The following is a 24,033-nucleotide window of genomic DNA, read 5'->3' as shown; positions in this document are numbered from 1 at the left end:
CGTACTTTCGGCGTTTACAGGCATAGGAGGATCGGCGATGATCCCCCGGCTATGCAGTCGACAACCTGACCCCGATGGCCGCTGAAACGATCGTCGAACCCCCGCAATCCTCGCTTTCCGGCGTCGCCCGGGTGCTGGTCAATGCCGGCAAGCTCAATGCCAAGACGGCCGAGGATCTGACGAAATCGGCGCGCGAGCGCAAAATCAGCTTCGTCTCGGCGCTGATGGGCGCCAATACCGTCAAGCCCGACGAACTCGCGCACACGCTGGCCAGCGCGCTGGCGCTGCCGCTGCTCGATCTGGGTGCGGTCGACCTGCAGAAGCTCCCGCGCAATCTGGTTGACAACAAGATTGCCAACCAGTACCAGCTCATCGTGTTGGGCCGGCGCGGCAACCGGCTCTTCATCGGCGCCGCCGACCCCACCGACCAGGAAGCCGTCGAGCGCATCAAGTTCGCCACCCAGCTCACGCCCGAATGGGTGATCGTTGAATACGACAAGCTCGCGCGCCAGCTTGAGAGCCAATCCACCAGTGCCACCGAAACCCTCGAGACACTGACCAGCGGCGACTTCGAATTCGACGTTACCGAGGAAGACACCAACGCGCCCGAGGCCGACGCTGCCGCCAGCGACGTCGAGGATGCGCCGGTGGTGCGTTTCCTGCAGAAGATGCTGATCGACGCCATCAACATGCGCGCGTCCGACCTGCACTTCGAGCCCTACGAGTACCACTACCGGGTGCGCTTCCGCGTCGACGGCGAGCTGCGCGAGATCACGCAGCCGCCGGTCGCCATCAAGGACAAGCTGGCCTCGCGCATCAAGGTCATCTCGCGCATGGACATCGCCGAGAAGCGGGTGCCGCAAGACGGGCGCATGAAGCTCAAGTTCGGCAGCAAGGCGATCGATTTCCGCGTCAGCACACTGCCCACGCTGTTCGGCGAGAAGGTCGTGATCCGTATCCTCGACCCGAGCAGCGCCAAGCTCGGCATCGAGGCGCTGGGCTACGAGAAGATCGAGAAGGACCGGCTGATGCTGGCCATCTCCAGGCCCTACGGGATGATCCTGGTCACTGGCCCCACGGGCAGCGGCAAGACCGTCTCGCTCTACACCTGCCTGAACATCCTCAACCAGCCGGGCGTGAACATTGCCACCGTCGAGGATCCGGCCGAAATCAACCTGCCCGGCGTCAACCAGGTCAATGTCAATGACAAGGCCGGCCTGAGCTTCGCCGCCGCGCTCAAGTCCTTCCTGCGCCAGGATCCGGACATCATCATGGTCGGCGAAATCCGTGATCTCGAGACCGCCGACATCGCCATCAAGGCCGCCCAGACCGGCCACATGGTGATGAGCACGCTGCACACCAACGACGCGCCGACCACGCTCACCCGTCTGCTCAACATGGGTGTGGCGCCGTTCAATATCGCTGCCAGCGTGCTGCTCATTACCGCCCAGCGGCTGGCCCGAAAGCTGTGCGAGAACTGCAAGAAGGCCGCCGAGTACCCGCGCGATTCGATGCTCAAGGCCGGCTTCAAGCCCGAAGAGCTGGACGGCAACTGGAAGCCCTACCGTGCCGTCGGCTGCTCGGCCTGCACAAACGGATACAAGGGGCGTGTTGGCATTTACCAGGTGATGCCCATCACCGAGGCCATACAGCGCATCATCCTGGCCGAGGGCACGGCGCTCGACATTGCCAAGCAGGCCGAGGCCGAGGGTGTGCGCGACCTGCGCCAGTCCGGCCTCATCAAGGTGCGCCTCGGCGTCACCACGCTCGAGGAAGTGATCAACGTCACCAACGAGTGACGACCCGCCCTCTCGCCCTCGGCTCCGCCCACCCCCATCCTCTCCCACGACCCAATATCCATGGCCACAGCAGCGCTCGCCAAAGGCACCAAGGAAATCATCTTCGAGTGGGAAGGCAAGGACAAGAACGGCAAGGTGGTGCGCGGCGAGATGCGCGCCGGCGGCGAAGCGATGGTGAACGCCAGCCTGCGCCGCCAGGGCATCATGACCACGCGCATCCGCAAGCGGCGGACCAGCGGCGGCAAGTCGATCAAGCAGCGGGACATCGCGATCTTCACGCGCCAGTTGTCCACCATGATGAAGGCCGGCGTGCCACTGCTGCAGGCCTTCGACATCGTCGGGCGCGGCAGCACCAACCCGCGCATGACCAAGCTGCTCAACGAGATCCGCACCGATGTCGAGACCGGCACCAGCCTGTCGGCCTCGTTCCGCAAGCACCCGATGTACTTCGACGCGCTCTACTGCAACCTGGTCGAGGCGGGTGAGGCGGGCGGCATCCTGGAAGCCTTGCTCGACCGCCTGGCGCTGTACCAGGAAAAGACGATGGCGATCAAGAGCAAGATCAAATCGGCGCTGATGTACCCGGTGGCGGTGATCATCGTTGCCTTCGTCGTGCTGACGGTGATCATGATCTTCGTGATCCCTTCTTTCGAAGAAGTGTTCAAGTCCTTCGGCGGCGAGTTGCCGGCGCCGACGCTGTTCGTGATCTTCCTGTCCAAGTTCTTCGTCAAGTGGTGGTGGCTGATCTTCGGGGTGCTCGGCGGCGGCCTGTACTTCTTCTTCGAATCGTGGAAGCGTTCCGAGAAGATGCAGATGGCGATGGACCGCCTGCTGCTGAAGGTGCCTCTCTTCGGCGACCTCATCAACAAGTCGGTGATCGCGCGCTGGACGCGCACGCTGTCCACCATGTTCGCCGCCGGCGTGCCCCTGGTCGAGGCACTCGATTCGGTGGGCGGCGCCTCGGGCAACATGGTCTACCAACTTGCCACCGAGCAGATCCAGAAGGACGTCTCCACCGGCTCGGCCCTGACCTCGTCGATGACCGCCACCGGCGTGTTCCCGACCATGGTGCTTCAGATGGCGGCCATCGGCGAGGAATCCGGCTCCCTCGACCACATGCTGGCCAAGGCGGCCGAGTTCTACGAGGATGAGGTCGACGAGATGGTCAAGGGCCTGTCCAGCCTGATGGAGCCCTTCATCATCGTCATCCTCGGCACCCTGATCGGCGGCATCGTGGTCTCGATGTACCTGCCCATCTTCAAGCTGGGCGCGGTGGTCTGACGGTGGCGGACACGCTGGCCGGCGTGCCGCTGGAACTGCTGCTGTCGCCGCCCGCCCTGGCCCTGCTGGGCCTGATGGTGGGCAGCTTTCTCAACGTCGTCGTCTACCGGCTGCCGCTGATGCTCGAGCGCCAGTGGTGGCGCGACGTCGCGGCCCAGGCCGCCGATGCCGAATCGCACCACCACGTCTTTGGCAGCGCGCCCGGCGCGCCCTTGCGCCAGGCCGCACGCGAGCTGGATGCGGCGCTGGCGGCGCTGGCCGATTTCTCGCTTGCGCGGCCGGCCTCGCGCTGCCCGTCCTGCGGCCACGCCATCCGCTGGTACGAGAACATCCCGCTGCTGAGCTGGCTGGTGCTGCGCGGACGTTGCTCGGCCTGCGCCGCGCCCATCCCGGTGCGCTACCCGCTGGTCGAGGTGGGGACGGCCGCACTCTTTGGCGCCGTGGCCTGGCGCGTCGGCGCCCAGCCGACGGCGCTGCTGTGGTGCGCCGCGGCAGCCGCACTGCTGGCCTTGGCCCTGATCGACTGGGACACCACCCTGCTGCCCGACTCGATGACACTGCCGCTGCTGTGGGCCGGCCTGTGCGCTGCAGCGCTGGGCTGGCTGGCACCGCTGAGCCTAGCGCAGTCACTGGCCGGCGCCGTGGTCGGCTATCTCTCGCTGTGGTCGGTGTACTGGTTCTTCAAGCTCGCCACCGGCAAGGAAGGCATGGGCTACGGCGACTTCAAGCTGCTCGCGGCGCTGGGCGCATGGCTGGGCTGGCAGGCCATCCTGCCCATCGTGCTGATGGCCTCGGTCATCGGCGCCGTCGTCGGCCTGGCAATGAAGGCGGCGGGCGCATTGCGCGAGGGCCGCTACGTGCCCTTCGGCCCCTTCCTGGCCGGTGGCGGGTTGGCCGTGCTGCTGATCGGCCTGCCGCGGGTGCTGGAGTGGATGGGCTGGTAGTCGGCGCCATCGGCCTCACCGGGGGCATAGGCAGCGGCAAGAGCACGGTGGCGCGCTTGCTGGTCGGCCTGGGGGCCCACCTCGTCGACACCGATGCCATCGCCCGCCGCCTCACTGCGCGCGGCGGCGCCGCGATGCCGGCCCTGGCCGCCGCCTTCGGCGCCGAGGCCGTGGCCTCCGACGGCGCCCTGGACCGCGAGCTCATGCGACGCCTGGTCTTTGCCGACGCCGGCGCCAAGACGCGGCTGGAGGCCGTCCTGCACCCGCTGATCGGCGCCGAGGCACGGCGCGAGGCGGCGCTGGCCGCGGGTGCGGCCGTGGTCTACGACGTGCCCCTGCTCACCGAATCCAGCCATTGGCGCACCCGCGTGCAACGCGTGCTGGTGGTCGACTGCGACGAAGCCACGCAGGTCGCCCGCGTGGTGCAGCGCCCGGGCTGGAACGAGGCGGCGGCGCGCGCCGTCATCGCCCAGCAGGCACCGCGGCGTCAAAGGCGCGCCATCGCCGACGCCGTGATCCACAACGACGGACTCACGCTGGCCGCACTTGCCGACGAAGTCGGCGCGCTGTGGTCGCTCTGGCAGGCCCTGGGGTAAGCCCCGGGGGCGATGCGGGGGCTGTGGAACAATCGGCCGAGCTTCCCGCATCCCACCTTGTCCACGCCGCCCGCCTTGGTTCTCTACGAGTACCCCTTCAACGAAGGCATCCGCACGATGCTGCGGCTGGAACATCTGTTCGACCGCCTGGGCCAACTGGTCGCACGCGAGACGCCGGTGGACCACCATTTCGCCCTCGCCACCATCTTCGAGGTGATGGATGTGGCCGCGCGTGCCGACCTCAAGAGTGACCTGCTCAAGGAACTCGAGCGCCACCGCGGCCAGTTGCAGACCTACCGCGGCCACCCGGGCATCAGCGAAAGCGCGCTCGATGCCGTGACGGCGCGCATCGACCACGCCCACGACGGACTCAACCAGGCCCAGGGCAAGACCGGGCAGGTGCTGACGGCCAACGAATGGCTGATGAGCATACGCAGCCGCATCAACATCCCGGGCGGCACCTGCGAATTCGATCTGCCGGCCTACTACGCCTGGCAGCAGCACGAGCCGGCCCGGCGACGCGCCGACCTGCTGGGCTGGATCGCCTCGCTGTCGCCGCTGGCCGAGGCGCTACAGGTGCTGCTGGGCCTGCTGCGCGACAGCGGCACGCCGCAGCGCATGGTGGCCAGCGCGGGCCAGTACCAGCAAAGCCTGCCCCAGGGCAAGACCTTCCAGCTGCTGCGCGTGCGCATCCCCGCCGGCGAGGGCCTGGTGCCCGAGATCACCGGCCACCGCCTGATGGTGGCGGTGCGCTTCATGCGACCCGACGCCGACGGCCGGCTGCGCAATGCCGGCACCGACACGTCCTTCGAGCTCGCTCTCTGCGCCTGATCGCCCGAAACCCTGCGGCCATGAACGACGACGCCCTGCGCCTCGTGCCCTGCCCCGGCTGTGGCCAGCCGGCGCCCTATGCGCCGTCCAATGCCTGGCGGCCCTTCTGCAGCGAGCGCTGCCGCAGCGCCGACCTGGGTGCCTGGGCCAGCGAGCGCTTCCGCCTGCCGCTGGCCACGCCCAGCGACGACGACGGCGCGGTGCCCGAGGCCTGAGCAAGGCCCCTCGGCGACCGCCCCGGCCGCCGCTCAGTGTTTTCCCCAGCCCCTTGAACAAGCGGGGACCGCCCCTATAATTGATTTGCTAGCACTCGCCGTCAGCGAGTGCTAACGGTTCGGAACCGGCTCCAAGGCCACCGACCCACCCATGTCAGCGGGGGCTCCCTTCGTTGGCCCCCATGCCCTCAGACTCCCTAGGAGATGTTATGAAGCTTCGTCCTTTGCACGATCGCGTGATCGTCAAGCGCCTGGAACAGGAAACCAAGACCGCCTCGGGCATCGTCATCCCCGACAACGCCGCCGAGAAGCCCGACCAGGGCGAAGTCCTGGCCGTCGGCCCGGGCAAGCGCAATGACAAGGGCGATTTCGTGGCCCTGAACATCAAGGTCGGCGACCGCGTGCTGTTCGGCAAGTACAGCGGCCAGACCGTCAAGGTCGACGGCGACGAGCTGCTCGTGATGCGCGAAGAAGACCTCTTCGCCGTCGTCGAGAAGTAATCCGCCCCCACGCCCCCTACAGAACTGAATCGGAGAAACACACATGGCAGCAAAAGACGTCATCTTTGGCGCTGACGCCCGTCACCGCATGGTCGAAGGCGTGAACATCCTGGCCAACGCGGTCAAGGTCACGCTGGGCCCCAAGGGCCGCAACGTCGTGCTCGAGCGCAGCTTCGGCGCCCCCACCGTCACCAAGGACGGTGTCTCGGTGGCCAAGGAAATCGAGCTCAAGGACAAGCTCCAGAACATGGGCGCGCAGATGGTCAAGGAAGTCGCTTCCAAGACCAGCGACGCCGCCGGCGACGGCACCACCACCGCCACCGTGCTGGCCCAGTCCATCATCCGCGAAGGCATGAAGTTCGTCGCCGCCGGCATGAACCCGATGGACCTGAAGCGCGGCATCGACAAGGCCGTCACGGCCCTGGTCGAGGAGCTGAAGAAGTCGTCCAAGGCCACGACCACCAGCAAGGAAATCAGCCAGGTCGGCAGCATTTCCGCCAACAGCGACGAGTCCATCGGCGAGATCATCGCCAAGGCCATGGACAAGGTCGGCAAGGAAGGCGTCATCACCGTCGAAGACGGCAAGAGCCTGAACAACGAGCTCGACATCGTCGAGGGCATGCAGTTCGACCGCGGCTACCTGTCGCCCTACTTCATCAACAACCCCGAGAAGCAGAGCGCGATCCTCGACAACCCGTTCGTGCTGCTCTACGACAAGAAGATCAGCAACATCCGCGACCTGCTGCCGACGCTGGAGCAGGTGGCCAAGAGCGGCCGTCCGCTGCTGATCATCGCCGAGGAAGTCGAAGGCGAAGCCCTGGCCACCCTGGTGGTCAACACCATCCGCGGCATCCTCAAGGTCGTGGCCGTCAAGGCCCCGGGCTTCGGTGACCGCCGCAAGGCCATGCTGGAAGACATCGCCATCCTCACCGGCGGCAAGGTCATCGCCGAGGAAGTGGGCCTCACGCTCGAGAAGGTGCAACTCACCGACCTCGGCCAGGCCAAGCGCGTCGAAGTGGGCAAGGAGAACACCACCCTGATCGACGGCGCCGGAGCCGCTGGCGACATCGAGGCGCGTGTCAAGCAGATCCGCGTCCAGATCGAGGAAGCCACCAGCGACTACGACCGCGAGAAGCTGCAAGAGCGCGTGGCCAAGCTGGCCGGCGGCGTGGCCGTCATCAAGGTCGGTGCTGCCACCGAAGTCGAGATGAAGGAAAAGAAGGCGCGTGTCGAAGACGCCCTGCACGCCACGCGTGCCGCGGTGGAAGAAGGCATCGTCGCCGGCGGCGGCGTGGCCCTGCTGCGTGCCCGCCAGGCCGCGGGCACCATCAAGGGTGACAACCACGACCAGGAAGCCGGCATCAAGATCGTGCTGCGCGCCGTCGAGCAGCCGCTGCGCGAGATCGTCGCCAACGCCGGCGACGAGCCCAGCGTCGTCATCAACGCGGTGCTCGCCGGCAAGGGCAACTACGGCTTCAATGCCGCCAACGGCACCTACGGCGACATGATCGAGATGGGCATTCTGGACCCGACCAAGGTCACCCGCACCGCGCTGCAGAACGCCGCCTCGGTGGCCGGCCTGATGCTGACGACCGAGTGCATGGTTGCCGAAGCGCCGAAGGAAGAGTCGGCCGGCGGTGGCATGCCCGGTGGCATGGGCGGCATGGGCGGCATGGGCGGCATGGACATGTAAGCCGGCCGCGCGACGCCGCGACCGGCAGGCTTTCGAGCCCGCCGGCCGCGCCGGAGCACAAGCCAGGGCCCACGCACCCCAGGGTGCGTGGGCCTTTTTGCTGGGCACGCGGCGGCGCGAAAGGCGGGTAACGGAGGCCCGCGATGGGCAGTAACACACGTTCACCCCAAGGAACATTGCTTACACCGCCACCGATAATGACACCCCTATGACCACCCCGCACTCGTCCCGGGCCCTGGTGCAGTTCGTCGAGGACGAGATGCTGCGCGCCCCGCTGTTGTTCGACCAGCTCATCGATGCGACGGTTGAGCGCGCTCGCCAGTCGTTGCCGAGCCTGGAGCCCTTCCAGCGCCAGGCTGCAGCCGACCTGATGCAGGCACTGAAGTCCCTGCATCACCGCATGGCCGACTACTTCGTGCATTCGCTGCGCGAACAGACCGCGGCCGAGATCGCGCGGCAGGCGGCGCCGCAAAGCCTGCCGGCCGGGCCGGTGGCCGATATGAAGACCCAGGATCTGGCCCTGGTCGACGAGCAGGAGGTGGCGCTCGATGTCCAGCTCTCGCACACGATAGAAGCCATCAAGAACGTCGCCGAGTTCGAGCTGCGCGAACTGCGCACCTTCGTCGCCTCGCTGGTGGGCGATCTCGAGATGTCGCGCGACCACAACCCCTTCCGCGCCGAAACCTTTGCACGCGCGCTGTGGGCGGCCTCGCAGGCGCTGCCCAGCGCACGCGGCCAGCAGCTCAACTTCATGCGCCACGCCTCCACGCCGCTGGCGCAGCTGCTGCGCACCGCCTATGCGGCGGCCAGTTCGCGGCTTGAGTCCCAGGGTATCGAGCCCGCCGCCTACCGCACGTTGATCCTGCCCAATGGCTCGCGCACGCGCCATGGCCGCATGGGCGAAAGCTCGGTTCCACCCGACATGCGCAGCATCCGCGACGCCATGCCGGACGACATCAATGCCGAGCCCCGTGGCGGCAACCGCCTCGCTCGCCAGGCTGCTCTGGGCGGCGCGGGGGCTGGCCAGCACACCGACCGCCAGGCGGTGGAACTGGTGAAGCGCCTGTTCGAGGCCGTGCTCGCCGACACCCGGGTCAAGCCCGACGTGGCCTTGCTGGTGGCGCGCCTGCAGACGCCGGCCATGCGTCTGGCGCTGCGCGACCCAGGCCTGTTCGACCACGACCGCCACCCGCTGTGGCGCTACGTCAACCGCCTCGTCTACGCCTCCGAGATGACGCCCGACTTCGGCGATCCCGAGCGACTGATGCTGCTCAAGCAGGCCAAGGCGACGATCGACCAGCTCGCGAGCGAGGCCGAGCAGACCGTGCAGCTTTACGGATGGTCGCTGGAACGCCTGGAGACCTACCTGCACAAGCGGCTGACGCGGCGCCTCACCGGCGTGGCCAGCCAGTTGGGCGCGCTGCATAAGCTCGAGGAACAGATGGTGAGTGGCCGCGCCGGGCCGGCAACGATGAACGGCGCCCTCGACATCCCCCACCTCGACACCGTGCCGGCCGATCTGATGGACCCCCCGCCCCAGCAGACGCTGAGCACGGCCGAGCGCTGGATTGCCCAGCTCCAGGTCGGCGACTGGGTGCGCATGTTCCTGCAAGGCCGCTGGGTACACGCGCAGCTGTTGTGGGCGGGCACAAAGCGCGAAATCCTCTTCTTCGGCGATGGCGCCTCCGATGCCACCTGGGTGGTGCGGCGCAGCGCGCTCCTGATGATGCACGGCAACAAGCTGCTCAAGGACTTGAAGCAGCGCGCCATCGTCGCCAGCGCCGCCCGCCGCGTACAGGAACAGCTGCAACAGGGCGGCGGCGCCGGCTGATCAGCCCCGCCGGCACGCGCGCCGGCGACACCTCATGCGGGTTCGCATTCGACCGTATTGGCAGGCGGGGAGCCGAAGACCGTGCGCCAGCACGGCGAGGCGACCCAACGACGTTGGACGGTTGAAGGCGAATCCGTATCAGGCCGGGTGGACCCAGCCGCGCAAGGTCTCGGCGACGTCGCCCACGCCCTCGCGCTTGAGGGCCGAGAACAGCGTCACCCCGATGTCACTGCTCTCGCCGGCGATGCCGCCCAGCAGTTCCTGGGCCGCGGCCAGCGCACGCGCGCCCTCGGCGCGGTTGAGCTTGTCGGACTTGGTCAGCACCGCCAGCAGCCGCACCTCGCCGCCGCCCAGGCGCGGCGCCAGGAATTCCAGCAGGTTGCGATCCAGCTCGGTGAAGCCGAGGCGGGAATCGATCATCAGCACCACGCCGTGCAGCGGCCGCCGCAGCGCCAGGTAGTCGGCCATCACCTCTTGCCAGCGCAGCTTGGCGGTGCGCTCGACGGAGGCATAGCCGTAGCCCGGCAGGTCGGCCAGCAGGGCGTCGGGCGCATCCTTGGGGCCGACCTCGAAGAGATTGATGTGCTGGGTGCGGCCAGGCGTGCGGGAGGCGAAGGCCAGGCGCTTCTGCTGGGCCAGGGTGTTGATGGCGGTGGATTTGCCGGCGTTGCTGCGGCCGACGAAGGCGATCTCGGGCAGCTCGCCGCCGGGCAGCTGGTCGAGCTTGCTGGCGGTGGTGAGAAAGCGCGCGCCGTGGAGCCAGGCCAGGGCAACGGCGGCCGCATCGGGTGCCATCTGGACGGCCGCGGGCCGGGGTTGTAGGGGTGGCGTCATGGTGCATTGTAAAATTGATGGGTTTGTCACCCCACCAGTTCTTCCGAAGGCCCCGCATGAAGCCGCCCCTGACCGTCCTCTCGTCGCTTTTCTCGGCACTTTGCCTGGCCCTGGTGGCCCAAGCCGCGCTGGCCTCCGAGGCCGCCCCGGCCTTCAAGCCAGACCCGGCCAAGGGCCAGGCCCTGTCCGCCGCCTGCGGCGCCTGTCACATGCAGGACGGCTCGCGCGGCGCGCCGGTCAACCCCATCCTGGCGGGCCAGCACGCCGACTACATCGTCAAGCAGCTGACCGAGTTCAAGTCGGGCAAGCGAAAGAACGCGGTGATGACCGGCATGGCGATGACCATCGCCAGCGAAGAGGACATGAAGCACATCGCCGCCTTCTACGCCAGCAAGCAGGCCCAGCCGGGCGCGGCGCAGAGCAAGGACACCGTGCTGCTGGGCGAGCAGATCTACCGCGGCGGCATCGCCGGCAAGCAGGTGCCCGCCTGCGCCGGCTGCCACAGTCCCAACGGCGCCGGCCTGCCCGCGCAATACCCCCGCCTGGCCGGCCAGCACGCCGAGTACGCCGAGGCCCAGTTGCTCGCCTTCCGCGCCGGCACGCGCGCCAACAGCACGCCCATGACCGGCATCGCGGCACGCCTGAACGACCGCGAGATCAAGGCCGTGTCCGACTATATGGCTGGCCTGCGCTGAGCCGCCATCGCCCTGCACCAAGGCCGGTCTTGCACCGGCCTTTTTCATGCCTGCACACGATGCCGATGTAAGTTCCGGGCTCCGCCGACCGACCACCGATCACATCCGCTACAAGGCACCCATGCATTACCTTCAAGACCGCGGCTTCGTCCATCCGGTGGCGTCGGAGATCACGCCGCAGCCGGTCTACCTCTCGCGTCGGCAACTGATGCAGGCGGCGCTGGCCGGCGCTGCCGCCACCGCCCTGCCGGCATGGGCCCAGGGGCCGCAGGCCCTGGCGCCGCTGCCCGGCGCCAAGAGCAGCGTGGCCGGCGCCCTGGTGATGGACAAGCCGACCTCGCAGGCCGACGCCAGCTCGTACAACAACTTCTACGAGTTCGGCACCGACAAGGCTGACCCCGCAGCGCGCGCCCACACGCTGAAGACGCGCCCCTGGACCGTGGCCATCGAGGGCGAGGTGAAGAAGCCCGGCACCTGGGACATCGACGCCCTGCTCAAGCTGGCGCCGCTGGAAGAGCGCATCTACCGCCTGCGCTGCGTCGAGGGCTGGTCCATGGTCATCCCCTGGGTGGGGTATTCGCTGGCCGAGCTGATCAAGCGCGTCGAGCCCACCGGCAACGCCAAGTACGTGCAGTTCGTGACCCTGGCCGACAAGGCGCAGATGCCGGGCCTGCGCGGCGGCTCACTCGATTGGCCCTACGTCGAAGGCCTGCGCATGGACGAGGCCCTGCACCCGCTCACGCTGCTGGCCTTCGGCATGTACGGCCAGGTGCTGCCCAACCAGAACGGCGCCCCGGTACGTGCAGTGCTGCCCTGGAAGTACGGCTTCAAGTCGGGCAAGTCCATCGTCAGGATCCGCTTCGTCGAGAAGCAGCCCAAGACCAGCTGGGAAAGCGCCATCCCCAGCGAGTACGGCTTCTTTTCCAACGTGAACCCCAAGGTCGACCACCCGCGCTGGAGCCAGGCCACCGAGCGCCGTATCGGCGAGGACACGCTGTTCTCCAAACGCCGGGCTACGCTGATGTTCAACGGCTACGAGCCGCAAGTGGGGCAGCTCTATGCCGGCATGGACCTCAAGCGCCATTACTAAGCCGGCCATGCCCAAGGCCCAGGGGGCAGCGCGCCGCCCCGTGCCACCGGGCCTGCTGGGCGGCGCCAACCGCAGGCTGCTGCACCCGGCAGCCAAACCGCTGCTCTTTGCCGCCGCCCTGTTGCCGCTGGCCTGGCTGGTCTATGCCGCCTTCGCCAACCGCCTGGGCGCCAACCCGGCCGAGGCGCTGATACGCGCCAGCGGCGACTGGACGCTGCGCTTCCTGTGCCTGACGCTGGCCATGACGCCGCTGCGCCAGGCACTGGGCCTGCCTGCGCTGGCGCGGCTGCGGCGGATGGTGGGGCTCTTCACCTTCTTCTACGGAGTGCTGCACTTCCTGTGCTTTGCCTGGCTGGACATGGGCTTCGACGTGGCTGCCATCCTCGCCGACATCCCCAAGCGCCCTTTCATCCTGGTCGGCTCGGCGGCCCTGCTGCTGATGCTGCCGCTGGCCGCCACGTCCTTCAACCGCGCCATCAAGGCGCTGGGCGGGGCGCGCTGGCAGGCGCTGCACCGCAGCGTCTACGCGGTGGCGCTGCTGGCCATCCTGCACTTCTTCTGGATGCGCGCGGCCAAGCAGAACTTCGCCGAGGTGGCGGTGTATGCAGCCATCATCGGCGCGCTGCTGGGTTGGCGACTGTGGCGGCGGCTGCGCGGCTGAAAAGCCGCTCTCACCCCCGCGCCAACACAGGCGCCAGCGCCCTGCCCGTGTGCGAGCCCGCCGCCACCACCGCCTCCGGCGGCCCGGCCACCACCACCCGGCCGCCGGCGCTGCCGCCCTCGGGACCGAGATCGATCACCCAATCCGCCTCGGCGATGACGTCGAGGTCGTGCTCGATCACCACCACGCTGTGGCCGCCGTCGACCAGGCGGTGCAGCACGCGGATCAGCTTCTCGACATCGGCCATGTGCAGGCCCACGGTCGGCTCGTCCAGCACATAAAGCGTGCGCGGCGCGCGGTTGCCGCGGCGGGTGACGTCGTCGCGCACCTTGCTCAGCTCGGTGACGAGCTTGATGCGCTGGGCCTCGCCGCCGCTCAGCGTGGGCGAGGGCTGGCCCAGGGTCAGGTAGCCCAGGCCCACGTCCTGCAGCAGTTGCAGCGGGTGGGCAATGGCCGGCATGCTGGCGAAGAAGGCCACGGCCTCGTCGACCTCCATGCGCAGCACGTCGCCGATGCTCTTGCCGCGCCAGCTCACCGCCAGGGTCTCGGGGTTGAAGCGGGCGCCGTGGCAGATGTCGCAGGCCACCTTCACATCGGGCAGAAAGCTCATCGCGATGGTCTTGAGGCCCTGGCCCTCGCAGCCGGGGCAACGGCCGTCGCCGGTGTTGAAGGAGAAGCGGGCCGAGCCATAGCCGCGGGCGCGCGCCTCCAGCGTCTCGGTGAAGAGCTTGCGGATGGCGTCCCAGAAGCCGATGTAGGTGGCCGGACAACTGCGCGGCGTCTTGCCGATGGGGGTCTGGTCGACCTCGAGCACGCGGTCTATGGGCTCGTAGCCGGCCAGGCTGTCGCAGCCCACCCAGGGCAGGCCGCGCCCTGCCGCCAGCGCGTCGCGGCCGGCGGCGCTGCCGCGCTGGGCCACGGCCTGGGCCACATTGGCCAGCAGCACGTCGCGCGCCGCCGTGCTCTTGCCCGAGCCGCTGACGCCGGTGACGGCCACCAGGCGCGCCATCGGCACGCGCAGGTCCAGGCCACGCAGGTTGTGCAGTTGGGCGCCGCGCAGCCACAGCGAGGGCGTGTCATCGTCTACCTGGCGACGCGCCTGCAGCGGGTGGCGCAGCGGCTGGGCGAGCAGGCGGCCGGTGACCGAATCGGCCTGCGCCGACAGATCGGCCGCCGTGCCCTGGGCCACCAGGCGCCCGCCGCGCTTGCCGGCGCCGGGGCCGATGTCGATGAGGTGCTCGGCGCGGCGGATCGTGTCCTCGTCGTGCTCCACCACCACCAGCGTGTTGCCGGCCGCGCCCAGCCGCGCCAGTGCGCCGAGCAGGATGGCATTGTCCCGAGGGTGCAGGCCGATGGTGGGCTCGTCCAACACATAGCAGACGCCCTGCAGGTTGCTGCCCAGCTGGGCCGCCAGGCGGATGCGCTGGGCCTCGCCGCCGCTGAGCGTGGGCGCGGCGCGGTCCAGCGTCAAGTAGCCCAGGCCCACGTCGGCCAGGAAGGCCAGGCGGCTCTTGATTTCGGCCACCACGTCGCGGGCGATCTCGGCGTCGCGGCCGCCCAATGTCAGTGAATCGACCCACTGCCGCGCCTCGTGCACCGACAGGCGCGCGATGTCGCCGATGGCGCGGCCTTCAAAGGTGACGGCGCGCGAGATGGCGTTCAGCCGCAGGCCGCCGCACTCGGCGCAGGGCGCATCGACCACGCCCTCGACCTCGGCCTCCTCCGAGGGAAAGCTCTGCTCGCGCCCCTTGCTGTCATCGTCGCGCACGCTGTCGTCATAGGCCTTGCGCTGCTCGCGCGTCAGCGCCAGGCCGGTGCCGACGCAGCCGGGGCACCAGCCATGCTTGCTGTTGTAGCTGAACAGGCGCGGGTCGAGCTCGGCATAGCTGGTGCCGCAGGTCGGACAGGCACGCTTGGTCGAGAAGATCTCGAGGCGGCCGATGCCGCGCCCGCCGCCCTCTTCCATGGCCTCGGCCAGGCCGTCCAGCGGGTGCAGCAGGTGCAGCACGCCTCGTCCCAACTCCAGCGTCTTGGCCAGCAGTGCGCGCAGTTCGGCCTCGTGCTCGGGGCTGACGACGATGTCGCCCACCGGCAGCTCGATGGTGTGTTCCTTGAAGCGATCCAGGCGCGGAAACGGCCGCAGCGGCATGAATTCGCCGTCCACGCGCAGGTGCGTGTGGCCGCGCATCAGGGCCCAGCGCGCGAGATCGGTGTAGACGCCCTTGCGGTTGATGACCAGCGGTGCCAGCAGGCCGACGTGGACGCCCCGGTGGTCGCGCAGCAACTGCGCCGCGATGCTGTCGGCGCTCTGCGCCCGCACCGGCGAGCCGTCGCGCGTGCAGTGCTGAAGGCCCAGCTTCACCCACAGCAGGCGCAGGAAGTGCCAGACCTCGGTGGTGGTCGCCACTGTGCTCTTGCGTCCGCCGCGGCTCAGGCGCTGCTCGATGGCCACCGTGGGCGGGATGCCGTAGACCGCGTCCACCTCGGGTCGGCCGGCCGGCTGCACGATGCTGCGCGCATAGGCGTTGAGGCTTTCCAGGTAGCGCCGCTGGCCCTCGTTGAAGAGGATGTCGAAGGCCAGCGTGCTCTTGCCCGAGCCGCTGACGCCGGTGACGACGCTGAACTTGCCGCGCGGGATGTCCACGCTCAGGCTTTGCAGGTTGTGCTCGCGGGCGTTGACGATGCGGATGCTGTCGTCCTCGGCGCTGCGCACGCGGCGGGCCTTGATCACGCTCTGCAGCGGCCGGCCTTCCTCGGCCAGCGCCAGGCCCAGACCCAACGCCGCCTCGTACTCGCGCAGCGCGCGGCCGGTGTGCGAGCTGGGATGGGCCTTCAGGTCTTCCGGCGTGCCGGCGCAGACGAGTTCGCCGCCTTCCTCGCCGCCCTCGGGGCCGAGGTCGATGATCCAGTCGGCGGCGCGGATGACGTCGAGGTTGTGCTCGATCACCAGCAGCGAATGCCCGCCCGCCTGCAGCTTGCGCAGCGCGCGCATCAGCTTGGCGATGTCGTCGAAGTGCAGGCCGGTGGTGGGCTCGTCGAAGAGGAAGAGCGTGCCCTTCCTGGCCACCGGCTGGCGCGGGTTGGCGGCGGCATCGGCCAGGAAGCCGGCCAGCTTGAGGCGTTGCGCCTCGCCGCCCGACAGCGTGGGCACGGGCTGACCCAGGCGCACGTAGTCCAGGCCCACGTCCACCAGCGGCTGCAGCCGCGCCACCACCTCGCGGTCATTCTGGAACCAGTGCGCAGCCTCGGCGACGGTGAGATCCAGCACGTCGGCGATGGACAGCGAGAGCGGCCCGCGCAGCAGCTTCACGTCCAGCACCTCGGGCCGGTAGCGGCGGCCGTCGCAATCGGGGCAACGCAGGTAGACGTCGCTCAGGAACTGCATCTCGACGTGCTCGAAACCGCTGCCGCCGCAGGTGGGACAGCGGCCGTCGCCGGCATTGAAGCTGAAGGTGCCGGCCGTGTAGCTGCGCTCGCGCGCCAGGCCGGCCTCGGCAAAGATCTTGCGCAACTCGTCGAAGGCGCCCACATAGCTGGCCGGGTTGCTGCGCGCCGTCTTGCCGATGGGGCTCTGGTCGACGAAGACGGCGTCGCTCAACAGGTCGGCGCCGAGCAGGCGCTCGTGGTCGCCCGGCGTCTCGGTGGCCTTGCCGAAATGGCGCGCCAGCGCCGGGTAGAGCACGTCCTGGATCAGCGTGCTCTTGCCCGAGCCGCTGACGCCGGTGACGGCCACCAGGCGCTGCAGCGGAAACTCCACCGTCACGCCGGTGAGGTTGTGCTCACGCGCGCCTTCGACGATGAGGCGCGGCGTGCCGGCCTCCACCGGCCGCCTGAAGCCCAGGCCGACTTGCTTGCGCCCGCCCAGGTAAGCGCCGGTCAGCGTGTCGGCGCGGCGTGCCTCGTCGGGCGTGCCGTCGAAGACGATGTTGCCGCCGCGCTCGCCGGGGCCCGGGCCCATGTCGATCAGGCGGTCGGCGGCCAGCATCACGGCCGGGTCGTGCTCGACCACCACCAGCGTGTTGCCGGCGTCGCGCAGGCGCTCCATGGCCTGCACGATGCGGCCCATGTCGCGCGGGTGCAGGCCGATGCTGGGCTCGTCGAGCACGAACATCGTGTTGACGAGGCTGGTGCCCAGCGCCGTGGTCAGGTTGATGCGCTGCACCTCGCCGCCGCTGAGGGTGCGGCTCTGGCGGTCCAGCGTCAGGTAGTGCAGGCCGACGTCGCAGAGGTACTTCAGCCGCGTGCGCACCTCGTCCAGCAGCAGCTTGAGCGCCTCGTCGAGCAGGCTGCTAGGCAGGCTCAGGCCGTCGAAGAAGCGGCGCAGGCGGGCGATGCTCAGCTGCATCAGGTCGGGCAGGCCCAGGCCCGGGAGGGCTTCGAGCTGCTCGCGGCCCCAGCCCGCGCCCACCGGCAGGATGCGCTGCGAAGGCGGCAGCACGGCATCGGCGCCGGGCTTGTCGCCGAGGCGCCAGAGCTGGGCCTCGAGCTTGAGCCGCGCGCCGCCGCAGGCACCGCAGGGCGTGTAGCTGCGGTACTTGGACAAGAGCACGCGGATGTGCATCTTGTAGGCCTTGCTCTCCAGGTACTCGAAGAAGCGGCGCACGCCATACCACTGCTTGTTCCAGTTGCCGCTCCAGTGCGGCGTGCCCTCGACGACCCAGTCGCGCTGCGCCGGCGTCAGGCTCTGCCAGGGCGTGTCGCGCGGGATGCCGGCCTCGCCGGCGTACTTGACGAGGTCGTCCTGGCAGTCCTTCCAGGCCGGCGTCTGCATCGGCTTGATGGCGCCGTTGCGCAGCGTCTTGCGCACGTCGGGGATCACCAGGCCCATGTCGACGCCGATCACGCGGCCGAAGCCGCGGCAGGTCTCGCAGGCGCCATAGGCGCTGTTGAAGCTGAACATCGCCGGCTGCGGATCGGCATAGCGGCGGTCGCTCTCGGGGCAGTGCAGGCCGGTGCTGTAGCGCCACAGGGCCTCGGCGCCGCCCTCGCCCACATGCACCGTCAAGCGCCCGCCGCCACGCCTGATGGCCATCTCGATGGCTTCGAGCACGCGCACCTTCTCGGCGCCGGCCAGGCGCAGACGGTCGGCCACGACGTCGAGGATCTTGCGCGTGCCGTCCACGCGCTCACCCTGCACACGCGTGAAGCCGCTGGCCGCCAGCCACTGCTCCTGCTGCTCGGCCGTGGTGTCGGCCGGCAGTTCGATCGGAAAGCTGAACACCAGGCGCGGGTCGCCCGCGGCGGCGGCGCGCGCCAGCAGGTCGGCGTAGATGGTCTCCGGCGTGTCGTGGCGCACCGGCAGCGCGGTCTGGCTGTCGAACAGCTGGGCGGCGCGTGCGAACAGCAGCTTGAGGTGGTCGTTCAGCTCGGTCATCGTGCCGACCGTGCTGCGGCTGGTGCGCACCGGGTTGGTCTGGTCGATGGCGATGGCCGGCGGCACGCCGTCGACGCGGTCGACAGCCGGGCGGTCCATGCGGTCGAGGAACTGGCGCGCATAGGCGCTGAAGGTCTCGACGTAGCGGCGCTGGCCCTCGGCATAGAGGGTGTCGAAGACCAGGCTGCTCTTGCCCGAGCCGCTGGGGCCGGTCACCACCGTCAGCTCGCCGGTGCGGATGTCGAGGTCGAGATTCTTGAGGTTGTGCTGGCGCGCACCACGGATGCGGATGAGACCGGACGACATGCGGGCCTTCGGGGGTTGAAGGCGGGGCATTCTAGAGGTGCCCAGGGTCTTCCCTGACGAAACAAGGGCGGCAAAGCCGCCCTTGTGTCCATGGGCCGCGCCTCCCGGCGGGGCCCTGAAACGCTGGCTCAGCCGCGGCGGCGGGCGCCGAAGCCCAGGCCGGCAATGGCCAGGCCCACCAGGGCCAGAGTGCCGGGTTCCGGCGTGCGGTTGATCTCCTGGCGCAGCTTGATCTGCAGGGCGGCTTCCAGGGTCTGGAAGTTGGTGGCGCTGCCGAAGTTGTTGCCGGCGCCGGCGACCCAGCTGCAATCCGCACCGGCACCGATGCCGAGGCAGTTGACGGCATCGATGGGGTTGGGCTGCAGCGCATTGGCGACCGTGTTGGGATTCGAACCGAAGTTGTTCAGGCCGTCGGTGGTGACGTCGATGACGAGCTTGATGTCGGCCAGCAGGCTTTGCTCGTAGGCCACCAGCCGGTCCTTCGAGGCGGTGATGGCGTCGCCGATGGCGGTGTTGGTGGTGGTGATGCCGCGGCCGGCAATGGCATCGCTGAGGCCGCTGATGGCGGAGGTCAGGGCGGCCAGATTGCCGGCGTTGTTGATCGCCGTCACCGCGAAGAACTGGCTGAAATCGCGGCCGAAGATGCCGCCGCCTATGGCCACCTTGCCGAACAGGCTGGGATCAGCCGTGAAGAGGGCATTCAGCGCGTTGACGTACGAAGACTTCTGCTGCGACATCTCCGTGGCGTCGATGCTGCCCGAGGCATCCATCGTGAGATAGAGCGCCACGGTGGGTGCGGCCTGCGCGCTGGCCGCGCCAAGAACGAGGGCCGCCGCGGCGGCAAGCTTAGTCAGACTCATGTCGATGTCCTCCAGGTGGGGGAATGGGGTTCGGTTTGTTGAATGTCTCGTCTTCTGGCCCTACTGCCGCATCAGCAGACGTACCCGTCTGCATGCAATTCCCCGTCCACGGCCTACCCCTAATTTGAAGTAAGTCTTTGGCCATCAATACTTGCCGGGTTTTCCTTGACACAGGCTGCCTGTAACAGATAGGGCTCAAGCCTTGCGATGCCAAGAAGTTCGACACCTTCCAAGAGAGGATGCGGCCCTTGCCTCCGGGCGCGGGATTTCACTGGCGCCGCAGGCCCCGCGCGACGGGCCGGCCTCGTTACCATCGAAAACCCCCTCCGCCGCCCGCCCCACCATGCTCGACGACATCCGCCAGGCCGCCGCGCGCCAGCGTACGGCGCGAACCCTCAGGCGCATGCGGCAGGGTGCCCAGCGCCTTCTCTCGGGCAAGGGCGAGCTCGGCGGCATGGCGCTGGCGCGCGAGCTGATCGACCGCCTGGAGACGCTGGCCGATGACCAGCTCGACGGCTTCTTCGACTACCTGGCCGGCGAGCTGAGCCCCGACCCGCAGGCCGTGCTGGCACTGGCCCAGGCCTATGCCGCGGCGCCCGGCGCGCCGACGCTGATGCCGCTGATGCAGGCCATCGAGCCGCCGCGCCAGGAATTGCTGCGTCGCCTCAACCGCATGCCTGGCGGCACGGCCGCCGTGCTGCGACTGCGCCGCGCCCTGCTGCAGCGCCTGAAGCAGCGGCCGGAGCTGGCGGTGATCGAGGCCGACCTGCTGCACCTGCTCACGTCGTGGTTCAACCCCGGCTTCCTGCGCATGAAGCGGGTCGACTGGAACTCGCCGGCCCAGCTGCTCGAAAAAATCATCCACCACGAGGCGGTACACGCCATCGACGGCTGGGACGACCTGCGCCGCCGCCTGCAGCCCGACCGCCGCTGCTTCGCCTTCTTCCACCCGCAGCTGGAGGACGAGCCGCTGATTTTCGTCGAGGTGGCGCTGCTGCCCGAGATGCCGGCGGCCATCGCCCCGCTCATCGACAAGGCCAGCGTGCCACTGCCGGCCGAGCGCTTTCGCGTCGCCGCCTTCTACAGCATCAGCAATTGCGAGCCCGGGCTGCGCGGCGTCTCGCTGGGCAACTTCCTCATCAAGACGGTGGCCGAGCAGTTGCAGCGCGAGCTGCCGCGGCTGCGCACCTTCTGCACCCTCTCACCCATCCCCGGCCTCGCCGCCTGGCTGCTGGCAGAGCCCGATTTCGGCGCCCTGGCCGGCCTGGACAAGCCGGCCGTGCTCGATCTGGAGGCGGCGCGCGAGCTGCTGCGCGAGCGCTGCGACGGCGACCTCGGCGCACTGCAGGGGCCGGCCGTCCACGAGCACATGGACGGCGCTGCCGCCGCGGCACTGCAACTGCTGTGCGGCGCCTACCTGGCCTGGGTCTCGCCCACGGCGGCCGGCGACCCGGTGGCGCGCTTCCACCTCGACAACGGCGCCCGGCTGGAGCGCCTCAACCTGCGCGGCAACATGTCGGGCAAGGGCCTGCGCCAATCCTTCGGGATGATGGTCAACTACCTCTACGACCTCGACCAGGTCGAGGCCAGCCATGCCAAGTTTCGCGAAGGCGAAGTGGTGCGCTCGCGCGCCATCGCCACGCCCGGCTGACACGCTCGAAAATCCACACGGAGACTCCCCACGCCATGAACCGACCGCCCTTTGCCCCCGGCCGCCGCCAGGCCCTGATTGCCGCAGCCGCCGGTGCCGCCACGCTCGCCACCCCCTGGGTGCGCGCCCAGGGTGCCTGGCCGGCAAAGCCGGTGACGGTGATCGTGCCGTTCCCGCCCGGCGGCGGCACCGACGCCTTTGCGCGGCCGCTGTTCGCCGCCCTCGGCCGCAACCTGAACCGCCAGTTCGTCATCGACAACAAGGGTGGAGCCGGCGGCACCCTGGGCGCCGGCATCGCGGCCAAGTCGGCACCCGACGGCTACACCTTCTTCATGGGTGCGGTACACCACGCCATCGCGCCCAGCATGTACCCGAAGCTGGACTACAGCATCCAGACCGACTTCGTGCCCGTGGGCCTGATCGCCAGCGTGCCCCAGGTCATCGTCGTCAACCCGCAGCGCGTACAGGCCACGACGCTGCCGGAACTGCTCGAATTCATCCGCAAGAACCCGGCCAAGCTCAACTACGGTTCGGCCGGCAATGGCACCTCGCACCACCTGGCGGGCGAGCTGTTCAAGCTGCAGACCAAGACCTTCATCACCCACATTCCCTACCGCGGCGCCGGCCCGGCGCTGCAAGACCTGATCGCCGGCCAGGTCGACCTGATGTTCGACGGCCTGGGCTCGAGCGCCACCCACATCAAGGGCGGACGGTTGCGCGGCATCGCCGTGGCCTCGACGCAGCGCGCCCCGGGCTTCCCTGACCTGCCCACAGCCGCCGAGGGCGGCGTACCAACCTACAAGGTAGCCACCTGGTACGGCCTGTGGGCGCCCAAGGGCACGCCGCGCGAGATCACCACCGCGATGGCCGCCGAAATGCGCAAGGCGCTCAATGGCGACGACCTGAAAGCCAGCTGGACCGGCCTTGGCACCGTCACACCCAACCTCTTCGGCGAGGACTTCGGCCGCTTCGTCGACAGCGAGATCAAACGCTGGGCCGACGTGGTCAAGAACTCGGGGGCCAAGCTGGACTGAGCGCGCACACCGGGCAGTCCCTGCGGACCGTCCGGTACCTGGCGAAGGGCAGAGCATGTCTCGCATGAGAGGACTGAGCCGATGAAGAAGAACGAGAACCTCTACGCCGCGCTGCGCGAGGCCTTCCCGGCCGCGCTGGACAGCGTGGCCATCGAGACCGCCGACACGCCGGCGCCGCTGCTCTACACCTGGAGCGACCTCGAGCGCGGCACGGCCATGCTGGCCAATCTGATCGCCAGCCTGGGGCTGCCACCAGCCTCGCGCATCGCGGTGCAGGTGGAGAAAAGCGTCGAGGCACTGATGCTCTACCTGGCGGTGCTGCGCGCCGGCCATGTCTACCTGCCGCTGAACACCGCCTACCAGGCGTCGGAGCTGGACTACTTCATCGCCAACGCCGAGCCGGCGATGCTGGTCTGCGTCAGCCGCCATTTCGGCTGGATCAGCAAGCTGGCCTTCCAGCGCGGCACGACCCATGTCTTCACGCTCGACGAAGACCGCAGCGGCAGCCTGCTGACGCGCGCCGCGCTGATGCCCGACACGCACGAGGTGGTGGCGCGCCGCGCCGACGACCTTGCTGCCATCCTCTACACCAGCGGCACCACCGGGCGCAGCAAGGGCGCCATGCTGAGCCATGGCAACCTGCTGTCGAACGCACGCGTGCTCAAGAGCTTCTGGGGCTGGCAGGAAGGCGATGTGCTCATCCACGCCCTGCCCATCTTCCACGTCCACGGCCTCTTCGTCGCCAGCCATGGCGCCCTGCTCAATGGCAGCCGCATGATCTGGTTCGGCCGCTTCGATGCCCGCGCGGTGACGCAGCGCCTGGGCGAGGCCACCGTCTTCATGGGCGTGCCCACGCTTTATGTGCGCCTGCTGGCCGAGGCTGGCCTGAGCCGAGAAGCCTGCCGAAACATGCGGCTCTTTGTCAGCGGCTCGGCGCCGCTGCTGATCGAGACCTTCAATGAATTCCGCGTGCGCAGCGGCCACACCATCCTCGAACGCTATGGCATGAGCGAGACCACCATGCTCACCAGCAACCCCTACCGCCCCGAGAACGCGCGCCGCGGCGGCACCGTGGGCCCACCGCTGCCGGGCGTGCAGCTGCGCATCCACGACGACAAAGGCATGCCGCTGCAAACTGGCGATATCGGCGGCATCGAGGTCAAGGGCCCGAACGTCTTCAAGGGCTACTGGCGCATGCCCGAGAAGACAGCCGACGAATTCACCACCGATCTCTGGTTCAAGACCGGCGATGTCGGCAAGATGGACACCGACGGCTACGTCACCATCGTCGGCCGCAGCAAGGATCTCATCATCAGCGGCGGCTACAACGTCTACCCGGCCGAGGTCGAGGGCTATATCAACGAGATGCCCGGCGTCGCCGAATCGGCCGTGGTCGGCGTGCCCCACCCCGACTTCGGCGAGGCCGTGGTGGCGGTGGTGACGGCGCGGCCCGGCGCTACCCTGGACGGCGCGGCCATCGTGGCCGCGCTCAAGGGACAGATCGCCAACTTCAAGGTGCCCAAGCAGGTCTTCATGGCCGCCGAACTACCGCGCAATGCGATGGGCAAGGTGCAGAAGAACCTGCTGCGCGACCAGCACCGAGGGCTGTTCGCGGCGTGAGCGAGAGTGAGCCGGACACCGGCGCTCCCGACCGCTGCCCGCGCTGCGGCGGCGCCTTCAGCTGCGGCGCTGCCCTGCCCGGGCCCTGCGCCTGCACCACGCTGACGCTGAGCCCGGCGCTGCAGGCCCGCCTGCGCGGCGCCTACAGCGGCTGCCTCTGCCTGGCCTGCCTGCGCGAAGCCGCAGCCGCCGAAGCGCCAGCGCCATCTGCGGGCTGA

At 68.8% G+C, this 24,033-nt stretch carries 19 protein-coding genes; 16 read left to right on the top strand and 3 right to left on the bottom strand.

Annotated elements, in window-relative coordinates; genetic code table 11:
* Positions 1 to 74: 74 nt before the first annotated feature.
* The 9 genes from pilB (at position 75) to JMV16_RS18575 (ending at position 9,690) form a co-directional block, all read left to right on the top strand.
* A complete protein-coding gene (pilB, locus tag JMV16_RS18610) occupies positions 75 to 1,799 on the top strand; it encodes a type IV-A pilus assembly ATPase PilB (protein ID WP_201495797.1) in 1,725 nt (574 codons plus the stop codon).
* A gap of 60 nt (positions 1,800 to 1,859) precedes the next feature.
* Entirely contained in the window at positions 1,860 to 3,080 is a 1,221-nt protein-coding gene (locus JMV16_RS18605; RefSeq protein WP_201495796.1) for a type II secretion system F family protein, read from the top strand.
* A 74-nt stretch (positions 3,081 to 3,154) separates the two neighbouring features.
* Positions 3,155 to 4,024, top strand: coding sequence for a prepilin peptidase (locus JMV16_RS24310; protein WP_411565054.1), 870 nt, complete (start codon positions 3,155 to 3,157; stop codon positions 4,022 to 4,024).
* Entirely contained in the window at positions 4,018 to 4,620 is a 603-nt protein-coding gene (coaE, locus tag JMV16_RS18600) for a dephospho-CoA kinase (RefSeq protein WP_236580619.1), read from the top strand. Before JMV16_RS24310 ends, coaE begins: the two co-directional genes overlap by 7 nt.
* Positions 4,621 to 4,695: 75 nt before the next feature.
* Positions 4,696 to 5,451, top strand: a complete 756-nt coding sequence (zapD, locus tag JMV16_RS18595) for a cell division protein ZapD (RefSeq protein WP_201496019.1) — start codon at positions 4,696 to 4,698, stop codon at positions 5,449 to 5,451.
* A gap of 20 nt (positions 5,452 to 5,471) precedes the next feature.
* Complete coding sequence (locus tag JMV16_RS18590; RefSeq protein WP_201495794.1) at positions 5,472 to 5,666, top strand: DNA gyrase inhibitor YacG; 195 nt, start codon at positions 5,472 to 5,474, stop codon at positions 5,664 to 5,666.
* 209 nt (positions 5,667 to 5,875) lie between these two features.
* On the top strand, positions 5,876 to 6,166 hold the full coding sequence (groES, locus tag JMV16_RS18585; protein WP_054018942.1) for a co-chaperone GroES: 291 nt from the start codon (positions 5,876 to 5,878) through the stop codon (positions 6,164 to 6,166).
* 43 nt (positions 6,167 to 6,209) lie between these two features.
* Positions 6,210 to 7,859: a chaperonin GroEL gene (gene groL / locus JMV16_RS18580; RefSeq protein WP_201495793.1), complete on the top strand. Its 1,650-nt coding sequence runs from the start codon at positions 6,210 to 6,212 to the stop codon at positions 7,857 to 7,859.
* A 208-nt stretch (positions 7,860 to 8,067) separates the two neighbouring features.
* The gene (locus JMV16_RS18575) at positions 8,068 to 9,690 is read left to right on the top strand and encodes a DUF1631 family protein (RefSeq protein ID WP_201495792.1); all 1,623 of its coding nucleotides are present in this window, start codon (positions 8,068 to 8,070) and stop codon (positions 9,688 to 9,690) included.
* A 138-nt stretch (positions 9,691 to 9,828) separates the two neighbouring features.
* Here the strand turns inward: JMV16_RS18575 and yihA are convergent, their stop codons facing one another.
* Positions 9,829 to 10,524 (bottom strand): ribosome biogenesis GTP-binding protein YihA/YsxC, encoded by a 696-nt coding sequence (yihA, locus tag JMV16_RS18570; protein WP_201495791.1) that lies wholly within the window; start codon positions 10,522 to 10,524, stop codon positions 9,829 to 9,831.
* Between the two features lie 56 nt (positions 10,525 to 10,580).
* Here yihA and JMV16_RS18565 point away from each other — a divergent pair, with 56 nt between their 5' ends.
* The 3 genes from JMV16_RS18565 (at position 10,581) to JMV16_RS18555 (ending at position 12,970) form a co-directional block, all read left to right on the top strand.
* Positions 10,581 to 11,219, top strand: coding sequence for a c-type cytochrome (locus tag JMV16_RS18565; protein WP_201495790.1), 639 nt, complete (start codon positions 10,581 to 10,583; stop codon positions 11,217 to 11,219).
* Positions 11,220 to 11,340: 121 nt separating this feature from the next.
* Positions 11,341 to 12,309, top strand: coding sequence for a protein-methionine-sulfoxide reductase catalytic subunit MsrP (msrP, locus tag JMV16_RS18560; protein WP_201495789.1), 969 nt, complete (start codon positions 11,341 to 11,343; stop codon positions 12,307 to 12,309).
* A 7-nt stretch (positions 12,310 to 12,316) separates the two neighbouring features.
* Positions 12,317 to 12,970 carry a sulfite oxidase heme-binding subunit YedZ gene (locus tag JMV16_RS18555; RefSeq protein WP_236580604.1) on the top strand — a complete coding sequence of 218 codons (654 nt, stop codon included), beginning with the start codon at positions 12,317 to 12,319 and terminating at the stop codon, positions 12,968 to 12,970.
* Between the two features lie 10 nt (positions 12,971 to 12,980).
* Here the strand turns inward: JMV16_RS18555 and uvrA are convergent, their stop codons facing one another.
* Both uvrA and JMV16_RS18545 read right to left on the bottom strand, forming a co-directional pair.
* A complete protein-coding gene (gene uvrA / locus JMV16_RS18550) occupies positions 12,981 to 18,650 on the bottom strand; it encodes an excinuclease ABC subunit UvrA (protein WP_201495787.1) in 5,670 nt (1,889 codons plus the stop codon).
* Positions 18,651 to 18,778: 128 nt separating this feature from the next.
* A complete protein-coding gene (locus JMV16_RS18545; RefSeq protein ID WP_201496018.1) occupies positions 18,779 to 19,510 on the bottom strand; it encodes a DUF1194 domain-containing protein in 732 nt (243 codons plus the stop codon).
* 343 nt (positions 19,511 to 19,853) lie between these two features.
* Here JMV16_RS18545 and JMV16_RS18540 point away from each other — a divergent pair, with 343 nt between their 5' ends.
* The 4 genes from JMV16_RS18540 to JMV16_RS18525 all read left to right on the top strand — a co-directional run bounded on the left by JMV16_RS18540 (position 19,854) and on the right by JMV16_RS18525 (position 24,033).
* A complete protein-coding gene (locus tag JMV16_RS18540; protein ID WP_201495786.1) occupies positions 19,854 to 21,161 on the top strand; it encodes a malonyl-CoA decarboxylase domain-containing protein in 1,308 nt (435 codons plus the stop codon).
* 35 nt (positions 21,162 to 21,196) lie between these two features.
* Positions 21,197 to 22,195, top strand: coding sequence for a Bug family tripartite tricarboxylate transporter substrate binding protein (locus tag JMV16_RS18535; RefSeq protein ID WP_201495785.1), 999 nt, complete (start codon positions 21,197 to 21,199; stop codon positions 22,193 to 22,195).
* A gap of 81 nt (positions 22,196 to 22,276) precedes the next feature.
* Positions 22,277 to 23,815 (top strand): malonate--CoA ligase, encoded by a 1,539-nt coding sequence (locus JMV16_RS18530; protein WP_201495784.1) that lies wholly within the window; start codon positions 22,277 to 22,279, stop codon positions 23,813 to 23,815.
* A complete protein-coding gene (locus JMV16_RS18525) occupies positions 23,812 to 24,033 on the top strand; it encodes a cysteine-rich CWC family protein (RefSeq protein ID WP_201495783.1) in 222 nt (73 codons plus the stop codon). The genes JMV16_RS18530 and JMV16_RS18525 overlap by 4 nt, the downstream gene beginning before the upstream one ends.

The sequence above is a fragment of the Rubrivivax sp. A210 genome (assembly GCF_904426505.1).
Taxonomy (GTDB): Bacteria; Pseudomonadota; Gammaproteobacteria; order Burkholderiales; family Burkholderiaceae_C; genus Rubrivivax.
The sequence above is the reverse complement of the archived record's forward strand: the minus strand, read 5'-3'. Positions and strand labels throughout refer to the sequence as shown.